This window comes from Candidatus Viridilinea mediisalina, from assembly GCF_002532535.1.
In the GTDB taxonomy this organism is placed as follows: Bacteria; Chloroflexota; Chloroflexia; order Chloroflexales; family Chloroflexaceae; genus Viridilinea; species Viridilinea mediisalina.
Genome location: NZ_NQWI01000122.1, coordinates 1 through 14,447, shown reverse-complemented (window position 1 = coordinate 14,447; position 14,447 = coordinate 1). Strand labels below are relative to the sequence as shown.

Annotated in this window: 16 protein-coding genes; 11 read left to right on the top strand and 5 right to left on the bottom strand. The window is 57.2% G+C overall.

Features of this window, described 5'->3' with window-relative positions; translation table 11 throughout:
* Positions 1-79: 79 nt before the first annotated feature.
* A complete protein-coding gene (gene hepT, locus CJ255_RS24515) occupies positions 80-892 on the top strand; it encodes a type VII toxin-antitoxin system HepT family RNase toxin (RefSeq protein ID WP_245863561.1) in 813 nt (270 codons plus the stop codon).
* A 62-nt stretch (positions 893-954) separates the two neighbouring features.
* Here the strand turns inward: hepT and glyA are convergent, their stop codons facing one another.
* From glyA to CJ255_RS18180, 5 genes are all read right to left on the bottom strand, one after another.
* Positions 955-2,208 carry a serine hydroxymethyltransferase gene (glyA, locus tag CJ255_RS18200; protein WP_097645517.1) on the bottom strand — a complete coding sequence of 418 codons (1,254 nt, stop codon included), beginning with the start codon at positions 2,206-2,208 and terminating at the stop codon, positions 955-957.
* Positions 2,209-2,223: 15 nt separating this feature from the next.
* Positions 2,224-3,168 carry a D-2-hydroxyacid dehydrogenase gene (locus CJ255_RS18195; protein ID WP_097645516.1) on the bottom strand — a complete coding sequence of 315 codons (945 nt, stop codon included), beginning with the start codon at positions 3,166-3,168 and terminating at the stop codon, positions 2,224-2,226.
* Positions 3,169-3,275: 107 nt separating this feature from the next.
* Entirely contained in the window at positions 3,276-4,007 is a 732-nt protein-coding gene (locus tag CJ255_RS18190; RefSeq protein ID WP_097645515.1) for a metal-dependent hydrolase, read from the bottom strand.
* 116 nt (positions 4,008-4,123) lie between these two features.
* Positions 4,124-4,537 (bottom strand): PIN domain-containing protein, encoded by a 414-nt coding sequence (locus CJ255_RS18185; protein WP_217352479.1) that lies wholly within the window; start codon positions 4,535-4,537, stop codon positions 4,124-4,126.
* Entirely contained in the window at positions 4,530-4,757 is a 228-nt protein-coding gene (locus tag CJ255_RS18180) for an AbrB/MazE/SpoVT family DNA-binding domain-containing protein (RefSeq protein ID WP_097645514.1), read from the bottom strand. The genes CJ255_RS18185 and CJ255_RS18180 overlap by 8 nt, the downstream gene beginning before the upstream one ends.
* Positions 4,758-5,180: 423 nt before the next feature.
* Between CJ255_RS18180 and CJ255_RS18175 the strand changes: the two genes are divergently transcribed.
* The 10 genes from CJ255_RS18175 to CJ255_RS18125 form a co-directional block, all read left to right on the top strand.
* Positions 5,181-5,423 (top strand): cyclic-di-AMP receptor, encoded by a 243-nt coding sequence (locus tag CJ255_RS18175; protein ID WP_097645513.1) that lies wholly within the window; start codon positions 5,181-5,183, stop codon positions 5,421-5,423.
* Complete coding sequence (locus CJ255_RS18170; RefSeq protein WP_097645512.1) at positions 5,420-6,601, top strand: glycosyltransferase family 4 protein; 1,182 nt, start codon at positions 5,420-5,422, stop codon at positions 6,599-6,601. The genes CJ255_RS18175 and CJ255_RS18170 overlap by 4 nt, the downstream gene beginning before the upstream one ends.
* 158 nt (positions 6,602-6,759) lie before the next feature.
* On the top strand, positions 6,760-7,527 hold the full coding sequence (locus tag CJ255_RS18165; RefSeq protein WP_245863559.1) for an ABC transporter ATP-binding protein: 768 nt from the start codon (positions 6,760-6,762) through the stop codon (positions 7,525-7,527).
* Positions 7,528-7,601: 74 nt separating this feature from the next.
* The gene (locus tag CJ255_RS18160) at positions 7,602-8,819 is read left to right on the top strand and encodes a PAS domain-containing protein (protein WP_097645510.1); all 1,218 of its coding nucleotides are present in this window, start codon (positions 7,602-7,604) and stop codon (positions 8,817-8,819) included.
* A gap of 24 nt (positions 8,820-8,843) precedes the next feature.
* On the top strand, positions 8,844-9,128 hold the full coding sequence (locus CJ255_RS18155) for a circadian clock KaiB family protein (protein WP_097645509.1): 285 nt from the start codon (positions 8,844-8,846) through the stop codon (positions 9,126-9,128).
* A 25-nt stretch (positions 9,129-9,153) separates the two neighbouring features.
* Entirely contained in the window at positions 9,154-10,689 is a 1,536-nt protein-coding gene (gene kaiC / locus CJ255_RS18150; protein ID WP_245863557.1) for a circadian clock protein KaiC, read from the top strand.
* A 126-nt stretch (positions 10,690-10,815) separates the two neighbouring features.
* The gene (locus CJ255_RS18145) at positions 10,816-11,319 is read left to right on the top strand and encodes a HyaD/HybD family hydrogenase maturation endopeptidase (protein ID WP_165774791.1); all 504 of its coding nucleotides are present in this window, start codon (positions 10,816-10,818) and stop codon (positions 11,317-11,319) included.
* Between the two features lie 93 nt (positions 11,320-11,412).
* Entirely contained in the window at positions 11,413-11,763 is a 351-nt protein-coding gene (locus CJ255_RS18140; RefSeq protein WP_097645507.1) for a hydrogenase maturation nickel metallochaperone HypA/HybF, read from the top strand.
* A 453-nt stretch (positions 11,764-12,216) separates the two neighbouring features.
* Complete coding sequence (hypB, locus tag CJ255_RS18130) at positions 12,217-12,861, top strand: hydrogenase nickel incorporation protein HypB (RefSeq protein WP_097645505.1); 645 nt, start codon at positions 12,217-12,219, stop codon at positions 12,859-12,861.
* Positions 12,862-13,132: 271 nt separating this feature from the next.
* Positions 13,133-14,447: Sua5/YciO/YrdC/YwlC family protein (locus tag CJ255_RS18125; protein ID WP_174714081.1), on the top strand; the 1,315-nt coding region annotated here is incomplete at its 3' end.

Genomic DNA, 14,447 nt, shown 5'->3' with positions numbered 1-14,447 from the left:
CGAAGCCCTCCCCGAAAACCCCTCCCATGATCCTAGAGGTTCCGGAAGCATTATCTGAAAGACTATGGTAATTGGGATAATGAATATCAGTGAACAACTAGGTGCCGATCTGTCCCAATGGAGCGCACGCGAAGACGTGGCGCTCTGTGTACTCTTTGGCTCGCGGGCAACGGGGCGGGCGCGCCCTACAAGCGATTACGATCTTGCCTTGGCCCCTGTGCCTACGCCGCTACGCCGCGTGGCGTGGCAGGTCGAATTGGAGCAACTGGTACACGGTGCGGTCAGTGTGGTGCTGTTACGCCCAACCACTGAGCCGGTGCTTGGCTGGGAGATTGCGCGTACAGGGCGGTTGATCTATGAAGCACGCGTAGGATTGTGGGCTGCGGAACGGGCCAAGCTTTGGCATCGCTACAATGATGCGCTCCCCTTTCGCCGTGGTCTAGCACAGGCATTGCGGCGCTACGCCAAAGAGGTGTTGGATGAGCATGAGGTGCTACGGCGCAAATTGGCCTACCTGCGACGCATCATGCGTGATCTGGCGGCCTATGAACATGCCAGCCAAGCCGAGATTGAAGCGCACCACTATGCGGTTGAGCGAATGATTGAACTCATGATTGGCGTTGCCAGCGATCTGCTCTTCCATCTGCTCAGTGAGCGTGATCTGCATCCCACTTCCTACCGCGAAGCCTTTAAGCTTGCCGGTGAGGTTGGCATGCTCCCACCCGATCTCTCCACAAGCCTCCAACAAGCCGCTGGCATGCGTAACATCATTGTGCATCTGTACGAAGAACTTGATTACGCGATCATCCACCAGAGTATTGCACTACTCCTGCAGGATATGGCGCAGTTCGTGGCCCTCGCTGAGGGGTGGGTGCCTCATGACAGCCGGTAGAGCCGCCCTAGCGGGGCGGCTCTACCTATTTCCTCTCTCCTCGCTTCTCTATTCTTGCTCGCTTACACCTTCACCGCATCAGAGGGGACGGGGAAGCGATCGCAGAGGGCGGAGACTTCGCTGGCGACCCGTGCGAGCAAGGTGCTGTCGGTGTGGGCGTTGAGGACTTGGGCAATCCAGAGGGCGATCTGGGCCATTTCGCGTTCGCCCATGCCCCGCGTGGTGACGGCGGGGGTGCCAATGCGAATCCCGCTGGTACGCATCGGCGGCTGGGGATCGTCGGGGATGGCGTTCTTATTGACGGTAATGTGAGCCTTGTCGAGCGCCTTCTGAGCCTGTGCGCCCGTGATCCCCAGGCTGGTCAGGTCGGCGAGCATAAGGTGGTTATCGGTGCCGCCGCTGATCAGGGTGATGCCCTGTTGCATGAGGCCAGCGGCCAGGGCGCGGGCATTGGCGCGAATCTGGGCGGCGTAGTGCTTGAACTCGGGGCGCAGGGCTTCACCAAAGGCGACCGCCTTGGCAGCAATGATGTGCATCAGCGGGCCACCCTGGGTGCCGGGGAAGACGCTGGAGTTGATGAGCTTGGCGTGGGCTTCGTCCATCATGATCAGGCCACCACGCGGCCCGCGCAGAGTCTTGTGGGTCGTAGTGGTCACAATATGGGCATGGCCAACGGGCGAAGGATGTTCACCTGCGGCGACAAGGCCAGCGATGTGGGCAATATCGGCCATGAGTAGGGCACCGACCTCATCGGCGATAGCGCGCATGCGGGCAAAATCGATCTGGCGCGGGTAGGCACTGGCCCCCGACGTGATCAGTTTGGGTTGTACTTCCCGTGCTTTACGCAGGAGATCATCATAGTCAATCTGGCCATTGCTGGGCTCAACGCCGTAGAAGGACACATCGTACCAGCGCCCGGAGAAATTGACCGGGCTGCCATGGGTGAGATGGCCGCCGTGATCGAGGCGCATGCCCAAGATGCGGTCGCCGGGTTGGAGCAGCGCATTGAAGACGGCAATATTGGCTTGGGCACCACTGTGGGGTTGGACATTGGCCGCTTGGGCTCCAAAGAGTTGCAGGGCGCGCTCAAGCGCCAACTGCTCGATCTGATCAACAAATTCACAGCCGCCATAGTAGCGCTTACCGGGCAAACCCTCAGCATACTTATTGGTAAGGATAGAACCCTGGGCTTCCATTACTGCCAAACTCGTATAGTTCTCACTAGCGATCAACTCCAGCCCATCGCGCTGACGCAGGGTTTCACGTTCAATAGCTTCAGCAATAGCCGGATCGGACTGACGCAGATTCTCAAGCATCGGAATTGGTTCTCCTCAATAACCAGCAGACTTATCCACGATATTACGCAGGGGTTGACCTTGCATAAAGCGCACAAGATTATCCAGAAAGAGCGTAACTTGACGCTGGTGCATCCGTGGTGAAAAGGCGGTCGCGTGGGGCGTAATCGTCACATTGGGCATGATCCAGAAGGGATGTTCGGGCGGCAGAGGTTCTTGGTCGAAGGTATCGAGGGCGGCCCCGGCAAGCTTCCCGTGGCGCAGGGCTTCAATGAGAGCAGCCTCATCAATCAGGGGGCCACGGCCAACATTGACCAGATAGGCCGAAGGGGGCAAGGCGGCGAGGGCGGCGGCATCAACCATGCCGCGTGTCGCGGCGGTGAGCGGTGCGGTAACCACAAGATAATCGGTAGCGGGCAGCAATGTGCGCCATTCATCGCCAGTGACAACCCGTTCAACATGGGGGGTAGCGATAGGCTTACGGCGACTACCCCAGACACGCATGCCAAAGGCGGCGGCGCGTTCCGCAATGGCTTGACCAATGCCTCCCAAGCCTAGAATAAGCATCGTCGCCCCGTGGAGTTCAGCCAAGCCAATATCACCAGCCCAGCGCCGTTCAGCCTGGGCATTGTAGAAATAGGGCAGGCGCTTTACATAAGCCAGTAGGAGCCCAAGGACAAACTCAGCCATAGGGATGGCATGCACCCCGGCGCTATTGGTCAGCAGCAGATCGCGCTCATAGACCGCTGGTACCAGCAGGTGATCCACCCCGGCGCTGGGCGTATGCACCCAACGCAACTGCTGGGCTTCCTGCAAGACATAGATAAAGGCTTCCTGTTCGCCCCACCAGCGCATATAGGCGAGTGCGCCCGTAGGATCACCCTCGAAGTGCAACTCAGGCGCAATCCAGACCGGCGTCACCTCAGCGGGCAACTGGGGGGCGAGCAGATGGCGAATTTGGGTAGGAGCGATGATTTTCATAGGGAGCAAGAGAACAGGGGGACGGAAGAACAGGGGAACGGAAGAACAGGGGAACGGAAGAACAGAGGAACAGGGGAACGGAGGAACAAAGCTTGGTCTACATGTGTTTACGAGACTGATTCGCCGGGTTTTAGTGCAATCACCTGGGTCTCGACCCCAAACTCCTTGCACGCCTCGACCAACTGTTCGGGGGTGCCAGTGAGGATCTCGAAGGTGCCAAAGTGGCAGGGAATCACATAAGGCGAACGGATCAACTTCATGGCATAGCCAGCCTGACGCGGATCCATTGTAAAGTGATCGCCAATCGGCAAAATGGTCAGATCGGGCTTATAGAGATCGGCAATAATCTGCATATCCATCGTGACACAGGTATCGCCGGTGAAATAGATCGTAAAATCATTCGAGAAGCGGAAGACAAAGCCAGCGGCGGTACCAAGGCCAATAATCGAACCTTCCTCAAAGGTAGTACTAGAGTGAACGGCATTGGTCATCGTGGCACGCAGATCAGCAACACTGACGGTACCGCCTTTATTAAAGCCAACCAACTGCTCGCCGGTAATATTCTGGTTCTCGAAATAGGGCACAAGGTCATACTGACAAAAGACTGGCGCGCCAGTCTGCTGGGCAATCTCAACCAGATCGCCGACATGATCAAAGTGCGCGTGGGTCACAAAGATAGCGGCGAGCTGATCGCAGGCTTGAGCCTTGAGCGCATCGGGGCATGAGGGGTTACCCTCAATCCAGGGATCGATCAGGATACCCTTGCCTTCAGGGGTGGTCATATGAAACGTGCCGTGACCAAGCCAAGTAATTGTCACATTCTTGCCTAGGGTTGTCACAGGTATTGCTCCTTATGTTTCATGGTTGAGGTATATTCATGCTCCAGCGCAGTCCATAGTAGAGCTACAGCGTATTGTAGCATAGGTAGTGTGGGGATGCTCACAGAGGATACGTTTTAGCACCGTTCTGACTTATACGGTAAGTGTTCCAACGCGATTTGTGTAGCAAGCACTTCGTATTCGGGATCTTTATGCAACAGGATTGATTGTTCCCGCAACGCGCAGGCGGCAATCATAGTATCTGCAAGCGACAAGCGGTAGGTTGCCTTGAGGCGTGCCGCCGTTAACACCAACGCCTCTTCCAATTCCCACAGATGTGTGACTGGCAAGGCCTTGATGAGTGCATAGCGGCGTTCTGCCTCGGCAATCCCACGTTTCTGTTGCGTAATGTAGAGTACCTCAAATGAACATATCCAGGGAATGATGACGGCGTTGTTTCGCAATACATGTTCTACCCGCGCAGCACCAGGCTCGTCCTCAATGAGGGTAAGGATGGCCGAGGTGTCCAACACATAGCGTCCATCATTCACGTGCGCGATCCTCCTGACGGCGTTCCAACAACTGTTCGAGTGATAGCTCACCACGGCCACGGCCACGTAAGGCACGAATAGGGTCTTGGGCCACAGGGATTACACGTATCGTTGCACCATCATCAATCCATATGAGGGAGTCGCCCTCTTCGATATGATACCGCTTGCGAATCGGTGCTGGAATAACTGTCTGTCCACGCTTGGTAACTGCTGTTTGCATATGCCCTCCAAGGGAATGATCCAGAAACGAGGAAATAGGTGTGCGGCATCAGGATGCGCTGAATGTCTGTAATACCAAGTACGATTGTAGATTGCAGATTGTAGATTGCCGAACATGGCATCCCAATGGACATGAGTGTTCTTGATCATGCGGCATGTTCAAGGGTAATTGGTGTAAATGATAAAGTTGCCTGAAATGACCCTCCAATCATGTATTTATCCAACGTATTCTGATTTTACAAGACAATATGTTGTTTCGCAAGACATAGTAGCAAACAAGCAGGAACAAGTTAGGGTTATACCATTTCCGAAAATCTGTTAGACTTGCTATAATGACGCAGCGCAAGCTAAGGGGCGGGATGCAGGCAGGGTTACGACCTCCGCAGATTCCCATCTAGTTGATAGCTATAGTTGGAGCAAGCGTATGAAATTGATCGTGTTCGTGACCGATGATGCTCACGCTGATGCGAGTGTGGACGCCTTGGTTGAACAGGGGTTTCGGGTGACGCGCCTCGCCACGACGGGCGGCTTTCTGCGGCGCGGGAATACGACGCTGCTGGTGGGTGCTGAAGATACTCAGATTGAGCGGGCCCACAGCTTGGTACGTGAGGCGGCCCCTGGGACGTTGGCGATTACGATGGATTTAGATCGCTACGAGCGTTTGTGAAGATTCTCTACATTGCTGCGGGTATTCCGGTGCCGGGGGTGTTGGGCGGTAGTACCCATGCCTATGAGGTGGCGCGGGGGTTGGCGTTGCGCGGCCATGAGGTGGAGTTGGTTGCGGCTTCACGCGAGGGTTGGGCCGGTTTGGCCCCCTTTGCCCGTCCAGTTTCGACCCGACTTGATGGGTTTGGGCTGCACCATTTTGATCTGCCCAAGGCTCTGACGCTGGTGGCAACAGGCCCGCTGTTGCGTTTGGCGCGGGCGTTGCGTCCTACAGTCATCATTGAGCGCTACTACAACTTTGCGGGCGCAGGTCTGCTTGCGGCGCACCAGTTGAATATTCCGGCGCTGCTTGAGGTGAACGCCCTGATTGTTGATCCGCCGGAGGTAACCAAGCGCCGCCTCGATGATGCCCTGGGTGGCCCAATGCGCCGCTGGGCTGCGTGGCAGTGCCATGCGGCGGCGGCAATTGTGACCCCGTTGCATACAACGGTGCCCGCTTGCATCCCCCGCGAGAAGATTGTGGAGTTGCCTTGGGGCGCTGATGTGGAGCGTTTTGCGGCGGTGGCAGCCCAACGCCAAGCACAGACGCAACCTGCTGGAGTGCCAAACGTGGTCTTTATGGGTTCATTTCGGGCGTGGCATGGGGTAACCGACTTTGTGTACGCGGCGTTGCTGCTGCTGAAGCAGGGCCGTCGGGTGCGCTTTACGTTGATTGGTACGGGGCCAGAGCAAGCGGCGGCCCAAGCATTAGCAGCCGACTATGCCTCCCATTTCACCTTTACTGGCGCGGTACCGTATGCGGCCATTCCCGCCCTGTTGGCCGAGGCGCAGCTTGGGGTTGCACCGTTCAACACGGCAAGCCACCCGGCCCTACGAGCAGCAGGCTTCTTCTGGTCACCGCTGAAGATCTACGAATATATGGCCGCTGGTCTCCCCGTTGTGACCAGCGCGATCCCACCGCTCGACACGGTGATCCGTGACGGGCAGGAGGGGCGACTCTTCACCGAAGGGCATGTGTCCGCTTTAGCGGATGCTATCGCCTACCTGCTTGATCATCCCGAACGCGCCCGCGCCTATGGCCAAGCGGCCCGTGAGCGGGTAGTCGCACACTACTCGTGGCAGCAGCACTGTGCTGCGTTGGAGGAGGTGTTGCGAGGGATTGCAGATTGTAGATTATAGATTGTAGATTGTAGATTGCCGAAGATGGCATCTCAATGAGCTTTAGCGTTAACCCTCTCTGTGCCCTCTGTGCCTCTGTGGTGAAAACCTCTGTGAACTCTCTTTCTCCCTCTCCCTCTCCCTCTCCCTCTCCCTCTCCCTCTGACTCCAAGCTGGCGGTGCTGCTTGATGCGGTGTGTAAGCGTTTTGCAACCCCTAGCGGCCCATTGGTTGCGCTGGAACAGGTGAGCCTGACGGTGGCACGTGGGGAGGTGTTGGCGCTGGTGGGGCCGAGTGGTTGTGGGAAGAGTACGCTGCTGCGTTTGGTGGCGGATCTGGAGCAGCCTGATAGTGGGTTGATTGAGGTGTTGGGTCAGCCTGCGGCGCTGGCGCGGCGGCAACGGGCCTATGGGATTGCCTTCCAGTCCCCTACACTGTTGGCGTGGCGTGACGCGGCGGCAAATGTGATGTTGCCGCTGGCGTTGGCGGGCCAGTCGCATGAGATGCAGGTGGCGCGGGCGTTGACACTGCTGCGCTTTGTTGGTATGGAGCAGTTTGCGCGGGCCTACCCCCATCAGCTTTCGGGGGGGATGCAGCAGCGCGTTGCGCTAGCGCGTGCCCTAGCGCTCGATCCGCCGCTGCTGCTGCTTGATGAGCCCTTTGCTGCCCTTGATGAATTGACCCGCGAGCAACTGCAGGTGGATTTGGCGACGTTATTGCAGGGTTTCCAACAACCAATCAGTGTGCTGCTGGTGACCCACAGCCTCGCTGAGGCGGTCTTTTTGGGCGACCGCGTGGCGATCCTGACGCCACGGCCTGGGCGGGTAGCGGCGCTGCTGCCGGTTGATCTACCGCGTCCACGCACGGCGGCGCTCCGCGATGATACGCGGTTCCATAGCCTCGTGGCCCAGGCGCGTCAGTTGCTTATGGGCTATTGTAGATTGTAGGTTGTAGATTGTAGAAGATATTGGTTTAAAATCCCCCCTTGACAGAGAGCCAAGCACAACCGATCATAGAAGCAATGACACCATTCGACGGGCTGGCTCCCCAAGTGGCCGATGATACTCGGTTGCGTCAGATTGTTGCGGCAAGCGCCGACGGCTTGATTGTCGTTGATGAGGATGGGCGTGTGCGCTTCCTCAATGCGGCTGCCACCACGATTTTGGGGCGCAGTGCTGACGAGTTGATGGATCAGATCTTTGGCTACCCGGTACTCGGCGGGGAGCGGGCCGAGATTGATCTGCTTCACCCCGATGGGCAGCATGGCGTTGGCGAGATGCGCGTGGTTGATACCGAGTGGGAGGGTGCGCCCGCGCAACTGGTTTCGCTGCGCGACATCACCGAACATCGGCGGGTCAATCAAGCCCTGCGTGATGCAGAAGCCTTCAATTGGGCCATTCTGAATTCACTGAATGTCCATCTCGCAGTACTTGATGCTCGTGGTACAATTATTGCAGTCAACAACCCCTGGATCGAATTTGCCCGTGCTAATGGTGATCCTGATCTGCAACGTACCGGGGTAGGGGTTAACTATTTTACGATCTGTGAGCATGCCCATGGCTATTGGGCCAATGAAGCCAACGATGTTCTTGAAGGTATGCGCGCCGTCCTGGAGGGGCGTCTGCCAATCTATGAATTGGAGTATCCTTGCCATTCACCCCATGAAGAGCGCTGGTTCGTGATGCGGGTTGTCCCGCTTCGTGGCCAACGCACCGGGCTGGTCGTCAGCCATACCAACGTCACTGTGCAGCGCCAAATGGCCCGCGCCGCTTCCGAAGCTGCAATGCTACGTGAGCGCCTTGAGGCACTTGAGCGCGAACTGGTTGACGTTGAACGCATGTCGCAGCAGGAGCAAGTGGTACCACGCCGGGTTAGCGCGATACCATTGCGCCAACGCAATCCGAGTACCTTCGGTGAGGCGGTGGCGATATACCATGAATTGTTGGATGTCGCGCTGATGCGTCAGCGCGGTATCCCTGATGCCGCACCTGAAAGTGGCCTGCGTAATCTGGGTGACTACCTGGGTATTCAGGCTGCAACCCCGCGCGATGTGGTGGAAATTCATCTTGCAGGCGTCCGGTCAGCGGGAACTGGCGCGCCGCCAATCAAGCAGCAAGCCTATCTGGAAGAGGGACGCCTCATGGTGCTTGAGTTAATGGGTTACTTAGCCGGGCACTATCGGGGACGTGCTCTAGGACGGATGGGTGAGCTTGATGATGGTAGTACGGAGCCGGCCTAATGCCAAGATAGCGGGAGCGTCGTAGTGGATAAGATCGTCCTGCATCTCTTCATCGCCGGCCGCACCGTTCGTGCTGAACGGGCTATTGCGACACTACGGCGCATCTGTGAACATGAGTTAGCCAATTACGAGTGCGAGTTGAAGATTGTCGATGTGCTGGCTGAACCTCAGCAGGCGGAGGTACGCAAAATTCTTGCCACCCCAACCCTGATCAAAGAAATGCCCCCACCTGTACGTCGGATTATTGGAGATCTTGGGGGTGACCCCCGTGAACTGTTGGCGGCGCTCAATCTGCCGCCAAACCCGTAAGGCTCTGTGCCCGCCATTGGAGGTTGTGTACTTGAAAGCAGATCAGTCCACCATTGAACGTCTGCCCACCGGAATTCCCGGTTTTGACCATATTGCCAACGGTGGTCTCCCCCGTGGTCGTACTACGCTGGTCGCTGGTACCGCAGGGAGTGCCAAGACGGTCTTTGCCGCACAATTCCTCGCTGCTGGGATTGAACATGGCGAGGCGGGGGTTTTTGTGACCTTTGAAGAGGCACCTGCCGATCTGCGCCGAAATATGTATAGCTTTGGTTGGGATATTGCTGACTGGGAGGCTCAAAATCGTTGGGTTTTCGTTGATGCTTCACCCCAGCATGACGATGAATTGACGGTGATTGGCTCCTACGATCTGGGCGCATTACTGGCGCGGATTGAGCATGCGGTGAAACGCACCGGAGCGACGCGGGTTTCGATGGATAGTTTGGGGGCGATGTTTACGCGCTTGAACGATTCGCGTTTGGTGCGTAATGAGATGCTACGTATTGCGGTACGGATCAAGGCTCTGGGCATCACCGCCGTGATTACTGCCGAACGTTCGCAAGAGTATGGCGAAATCGCGCGCTACGGGGTCGAGGAGTTTGTTGCCGATGATGTGGTCATTCTGCGTAATCTGCTCGAAGAGGAGAAACGCCGCCGTACCGTCGAAATCCTCAAGTTTCGGGGGACGACCCATCAGAAGGGTAGTTTTCCCTTTACGGTTATTCCCAACCAGGGCATCGTGGTCATTCCGCTCTCGGCGATTGAACTGAAGCAGCGTTCGTCGAGTCTGCGGATTACTTCGGGCAATAACGAGATGGATCGCATGTGTGGCGGTGGCTTCTTCCGCGACTCGATCATCTTGGTTAGTGGTGCAACCGGCACCGGCAAAACGCTGATGGCTACCTCCTTCATGGCTGCTGGGGCAATGCGTGGTGAACGCTCGCTGCTCTTTGCTTTTGAAGAGAGCCGCGACCAACTCTTCCGAAACGCCACCGGCTGGGGCGTAGACTTTGAACAGATGGAGCGCGATGGGTTGCTGCGGGTTGTCTGTAACTACCCCGAAGTGACTGGTCTCGAAGACCAACTGATCTCGATGCAGTCTGAAATCTCCAATTTCCGCCCACAGCGCATTGCGATTGATAGCCTCTCGGCCCTCGAACGGGCCTCGACGATTAAGAGTTTCCGCGAGTTTGTGATTGGTCTGACCTCCTTCATTAAACACCAAGAGATGGCTGGGCTCTACACCTCCACGACGCCCACGCTCCTTGGTGGCTCATCAATCACCGAGGCTCACATCTCAACCATCACCGACTCGATCATCCTGCTGCGTTACGTTGAACTCTTCGGTGAGATGCGCCGTGGCCTCACGGTGCTCAAGATGCGTGGATCGAGCCACGACAAGGAGATCCGCGAGTTCACAATTGACGGCGCTGGCATGCACATTGGGCGACCCTTCCGCAACATCTCCGGCATCCTCTCAGGCCAATTTACCCACCTCACGCCCAGCGAGATTGAGCGGTTGGGCGCGATGTTCCGCGATGATGAGGGGGAGGTGTTGGAGTAGAGAGTTTTTAGAGCTGCAGAGGATTGAACCACAGAGGCACAGAGAACACAGAGCAGGGCAGGGGCGTGCAATCACCATTGTTAATACGCTCAAGTTCAACAACTCTGTGCCCTTGGTGCCTCTGTGGTGAAAAACTCTATAACTCTACCAACCTCGTCACCGCCGCGCCTGCTCATCCTCGGCATCGGCAACCGCCTCTGCAGCGACGATGGTCTGGGTGGGGCGGCGGTGGAACGGCTGCTTGAGCGGTACCAACTGCCTGCCGGGGTGGTAGCCCGTGATGGTGGAGTACTCGGCTTGCATCTGTTGCCCGATCTGGTGCAGGTAGAGCAACTGATCATCATTGATGCTGTGGATAGCGAGCAGGAACCTGGGCAGATCATCCGGCGTGAAGGTGCGGCCATAGTGCCGAGCGCGAGCCCTCAGCTTTCGCTGCACCAGTGCGGCCTGAGCGATCTGCTGGCTGTAGCTCAGGCGTTGGGCAGTTGTCCGGCACAAACCATTCTTTGGGGCATCGTCCCCGCCAGCACCGCCCCTGGTCTCAGTCTCAGCCCAGTGGTTGCAGCGCAACTTGATCGGCTTGTGGAGCAGATCATTGAGGATATTGGCATCCTATGGGAAGGTTCGTAGGCACTTTTCAGTTTGCGAGGACGCGAGGACGCGAGGATGCGAAGTCCGCGCTGCTTCGCCTCACGCATCCTTGAAGCATTGTAAAGCGACCTTATGCATGAACTGGCCATCACCGAGAGCGTGATCAAGGTTGCGGTTGGGGCCGCAGCGGGGCGGCGCATCCATGCCATCCACCTGGCAATTGGGGTTCTCAGCAGCATCGTAGACGACTCGGTACAATTTTACTTCGACATCCTAAGCCGCGACAGCCTCGCCGCCGGAGCGACCCTGCACTTCCGGCGCATCCCGGCCAGCGCCCAATGCCAAACCTGTGGCCACCAGTGCAGCATCGAACCACCCCTGCCCCCCGCTTGCCCGGCATGCGCCTCAGTCGCCCTGCGGATCAGTGGGGGCATGGAGTTTCATGTAGAGAGCATTGATGTGGAAGATGACGTGGGTTCCTAACCCCGTAAGGGGGATAAGATGAACAAAAAAAACGTCCTAAAGATCATTCGTGAAGGTGATTATGTGGCCGAGGTTTCTGTCGAACTAACGTATTCGGATGACAGTTGGGCACCATACTTGTCTGTGGTAGATGCCCAGAAACTCGATGATGTGAGAGAAACACTACGTAGAGGGGATGTCGAGGCGGCGGCTCAATTAGCCCGAGTGTATAGGCTTACTCCTGTATTTGCTTAATAGCAAGGACGCCTTTCATGCGGCTCATAGGGAGCGTTCGGCGCGGTATTGGTCACGATAGAGCATTACAATGTGAGTGATGCTCAGTTACTAAGCCGGGTGATTGGTGACATAGATGCCCCATACCAGACGTTTGATCGCCAACATGGATTGGGTATTCACACGCGGAGCCTAGCAGATTATTGGAATCTGTCCGGAAATGAGCGAACGGTAAGTATCATGAAAAAAGTAGACGTCATCCAGGCTATTCTCAGCGACAATAACGCCGTGGCGGAAGAGAATCGTAAGGTTCTTGATGGGGTAGGGGTCTTTGGGATCAATGTGATGGCTTCGCCAGGGGCGGGTAAGACGAGTATGATCCTTGAGACCTTCACTCGTTTGCCCGAGGGCACGAAGTTGTGTGTGGTGGAGGGCGATCTGGCCTCTTCGCTTGATGCGGAACTGATTGCCAATAAGGGTATTCCGGTGGTGCAGATCAATACGGGCGGCGGGTGTCATCTTGATGCCTCGATGATCCGTAATGCGTTGCCCCGTTTGCCGCTCGATGAGATTCAGATTTTGATGGTTGAAAATGTGGGGAACCTTGTCTGCCCGGCCAATTTCTTGCTGGGCACCCACCTGAACGTGGTGGTCGCAAGTACCCCCGAAGGCCACGATAAGCCCTTTAAGTATCCGGGCATGTTCAACGCCGCTGATGTTGTGCTGATCAACAAGTTTGATCTGAGCGAAGTCTTTGATTTTGATTTAGAATACTTCAGTAGTGGCGTGCGTATGCTGAAGCCCGATGTGCCGATTATTCCGATTTCGTGCCGCACTGGTGCCGGGCTTGATGAGTGGGTTGAGTGGCTTTTGGAGAACAGATGAGCAAAGGAACAGATGAGCAAAGGAACAGATGAGCAAAGGAACAGATGAGCAAAGGAACAGATGAGCAAAGGAACAGATGAGCAAAGGAACAGATGAACAACCCTTCCTGTTCTCCTGTTCTCCTGTTCCTCTGTTCGTCCTCTGTTCCTCTGTTCGTCCTCTGTTCCTCTGTTCCTCTGTTCGTCCTCTGTTCCTCTGTTCGTCCTCTGTTCCTCTGTTCGTCCTCTGTTCCTCTGTTCTCCTGTTCTCCCTCTGTTCTTCGGCTAACCCTATGGACAACGCCGTCCTGTCAGATGCAACCAGAGCCCCGTTGGCGCGCTTGCGGATGGAGATCCGGGGGGCGGTGCAGGGGGTTGGTTTTCGCCCTTTTATCTACCGCTTGGCGCTGGAGGCTGGGCTGGCTGGCTGGGTGCGCAATGGATCCGCTGGGGTGGTGCTTGAGCTTGAGGGGCCGCCTGCGAGGCTGGCGGGTTTGGCCGAGCGCATCAGGGCCGAGCGGCCCCGCGCAGCGGTGCTGGTTAGCCTTGAGCAGACCTGGCTGCCTCCCCTTGGGTTGCAGGGGTTCACGATTCGCCCAAGTGATGGGCAGGGGGCCTTGACGGTGCAGGTGTTGCCCGATTTGGCTACCTGCGCGGAGTGCCGCGCTGAAGTGGCTGCGCCCGGCAATCGCCGTTTTGCGTATCCCTTCACCAATTGTACCAACTGTGGCCCCCGTTTTACGCTTGTGACCGCGTTGCCCTACGACCGGCCCCATACGACGATGGCGCGCTTTCAGTTGTGTGACGCTTGCGCGGCGGAATATCGCGATCCCGCCGACCGGCGTTTTCACGCGCAGCCCAATGCTTGCCCGCAGTGTGGCCCCCAGTTGGCTCTCTGGCAACCCACAGGTTCGGCTGGCTCTACGACGCTTGCTGTGGGCGCTGCGGCGTTGCAAGGGGCCATTGAGGCTATTCAGAGCGGCCAGATTGTGGCGGTCAAGGGGCTGGGCGGCTTCCATTTGATCTGTGATGCCAGCAACGAGGCTGCGGTGCTGCGCCTGCGTGAACGCAAGCGTCGCCCCCGTAAGCCCTTCGCGCTGATGGTACGCGACATAACTATGGCCAAGCAACTCTGCCATGTGCCTCCGGCTGCCGCTGCGTTGCTCGGTGCCCTGGAGGGGCCGATTGTGCTGTTGGTGAAAAGGGCAGAGCAGGGGAGCAGGGGAGCAGAGGAACAGGAGAACAGAAGGGCAGAGGAACAGGGGGGCAGAGGAACAGAAGGGCAGAGGAACAGAAGGGCAGAGCAGGGGAGCAGGGGAGCAGAGGAACAGGGGAACAGAAGGGCAGAGGAACAGAAGGGCAGAGGAACAGGAGAACAGGGGGGGAACAGAAGTATCTGTAGTCTGGCTGCAAGCATTGCGCCTGATCAGCCTACGCTGGGCCTGATGTTGCCGAGTAATCCGTTGCACTACTTGCTCATGGCGGGGCTTGAGGGGCCGGTGGTGGCGACGAGTGGTAATCTGAGTGATGAGCCGATCTGCGTAGATGAACATGAGGCGCTGGCGCGGCTTGGGGGGATTGCCAATCTGCTGCTGGTGCATGATCGCC